This window comes from Thermococcus sp., from assembly GCF_027052235.1.
GTDB lineage: Archaea > Methanobacteriota_B > Thermococci > Thermococcales > Thermococcaceae > Thermococcus.
On record NZ_JALUFF010000072.1, the window covers coordinates 1 to 2,138 of the forward strand.

The following is a 2,138-nucleotide window of genomic DNA, read 5'->3' on the forward strand; positions in this document are numbered from 1 at the left end:
CTGCAGGAGTGGAGGATCACGCCCTCATAACCCTCGGCTTCGATGATGGTACGGGAATAGTCGAGACCAACTGGCTCACCCCCCACAAGACGAGGACCCTAAACGTGGTCGGAACGGGGGGGATAGCGTACATGGATTACATTGAACAAAACCTCAAGCTTTACAACAACGAATGGATAAAGGAGGCCAAGATAGAAAAAAGGGAACCCCTCCGGAATGAGATTGAACACTTCATAGAGTGCGTTGAGAAAGGTACGAGGCCGATAGTCGATGGAGAGGCTGGTCTTCACGCTCTTAAGGTGGCCCTTTTAGCCCAGGAGAGTGCAAAGAGTGGAAGGGTTCTGGGGGTGGAAGAATGAAGCTCATTGGATTAAACCGGGAGGAGGTAAAAAAAGCCTTTCAAAAGGGCAAATTTACAATAGCAGTGTACGGGATGGGTAAAATGGGCCTTCCTTTGGCGGCAGTCTTCGCGGATCACGGTGCCAACGTCATCGGTGTGGACATCAACGAGAGAGTGGTTGAATCCATCAACCGCGGGGAGAACCACGTTAAGGAGGAACCCGGCCTTGACGAGCTGGTAAAGCGGAACGTTAAAGCAGGGAGACTGAAGGCGACCACCGATGGGGTATGGGCGGCAAAACAGGCGGACGTTATGGTCATCCTCGTGCCGACTCTGACGGACGAGAGGGGCAACATGAGGCTCGGCCCAGTTTACGACGTGGCGGAAAAGATAAGCCAAGGCCTCGAAAAGGGGGATATAGTCATAACCGAGGCCACGATGCCCCCGGGAACCACCGAGAGTTTAGTTCCGACCCTCGAAAAATCCGGGCTTAAGCTCGGAGAATTCGGCTTGGCCCACGCTCCCGAGAGGACGATGACGGGCACGGCTATCAGGGACATAACAGGCCAGTACCCGAAGATAGTGGGAGCGAACGATGAGAAAACGCTGGAAGCGGTAATCGGAATCTACGAGACCATTAACAGGAAGGGCGTCATCCCAATGAGTTCAATAAAAGCTGCTGAAGCTGTTAAGGTCTTCGAGGGCGTCTACCGCGATGTCAACATCGCCTTGGCCAACGAGCTGGCCATGTGGTGCGAGGAGCATGGTTTGGATGCACTGGAGGTGTTTCAGGCGGCAAACACACAGCCATACTGCCACCTTCACATGCCCGGAGCCGGAGTGGGCGGCCACTGCATTCCCGTTTACCCGTGGTTCGTGATAAACCTTGCCAAGAAGACCAATCCAAGGCTTACCAAAACGGCGAGGGAGATAAACGACTCGATGCCGCATCACGTCGTAGAACTAACGGTCAAAGCGCTCAACGAGGCAGGAAAGCCCGTGAATGGGAGCAACATTCTCGTCTTGGGTCTGACGTTCAGGGGAGGCGTGAGGGAGTTCATGAAGGCTGCCGCGAAACCAATAATTGAAGAGCTCAAGGAGTGGGGCGCTAGAGTTTACGCCTACGATCCGCTCTGCACGAAGGATGATGCAGAGCGCTTTGGTGCAGAGTGGAAGGAGGGCTTTGAAGGAATCGATGCGATCGTTATCACCGCCGATCACAAGGAATTCAAGGAGCTGGACCTGGATGAGATCGCAGAACAAGTTAGAACCAGGATTATAGTTGATGGCAGGAACGTGATAGAACCAGAAAAAGCTAAAAAGGCAGGGTTTATGTACAAAAGGGTGGGAAGAGTTTAATTTTTAATCAAAATCTGTATATACTTTGAGCGTAATGTCATCAAAGAAGATAAAACTGACTCAAAATCTTCACAAAAAATTTCATATTCCGGTGGACACTATGAGGACTTTGGTAGTAATCCCTGCCTACAATGAGGAGCTGACGATAGGCTCAGTGGTTACTCTTTCTAAGAAGTATGGGGATGTGTTAGTCGTAGATGATGGTTCCTCGGATAGAACCTCTGAAATAGCCCAGGGTTGTGGTGCCAAAGTTATACGGCACGAGAATAATCTAGGTAAAGGAAAGGCCCTCAAAACTGGATTTGACTATGCGCTTTCTAAGGGTTACAATGTAGTTGTAACGCTTGATGCAGATGGCCAGCATAACCCTGATGAAATTCCTCGCCTTCTTGAGCCGATAATAGGAGGGAACGCAGAATTCGTGATAGGGTCGAGATAC

The 2,138-nt window shown here is 50.9% G+C and carries 3 protein-coding genes; all 3 read left to right on the forward strand.

What is annotated here, in order from left to right; all coding sequences use genetic code 11:
• On the forward strand, window positions 1-359 hold a 359-nt coding region (locus MVC73_RS09635), incomplete at its 5' end, for a Gfo/Idh/MocA family oxidoreductase (protein WP_297510382.1).
• Window positions 356-1,699, forward strand: coding sequence for a nucleotide sugar dehydrogenase (locus MVC73_RS09640; protein ID WP_297510385.1), 1,344 nt, complete (start codon window positions 356-358; stop codon window positions 1,697-1,699). The genes MVC73_RS09635 and MVC73_RS09640, both read left to right, overlap by 4 nt.
• Window positions 1,700-1,733: 34 nt before the next feature.
• The coding region (locus MVC73_RS09645) for a glycosyltransferase family 2 protein (RefSeq protein WP_297510388.1) at window positions 1,734-2,138 on the forward strand (405 nt) is incomplete at its 3' end.

Coding starts and splice junctions, on each gene's coding strand:
- MVC73_RS09640 (WP_297510385.1), top strand. CDS start 356: ATGAAGCTCATTGGATTAAACCGGGAGGAGGTAAAAAAAGCCTTTCAA.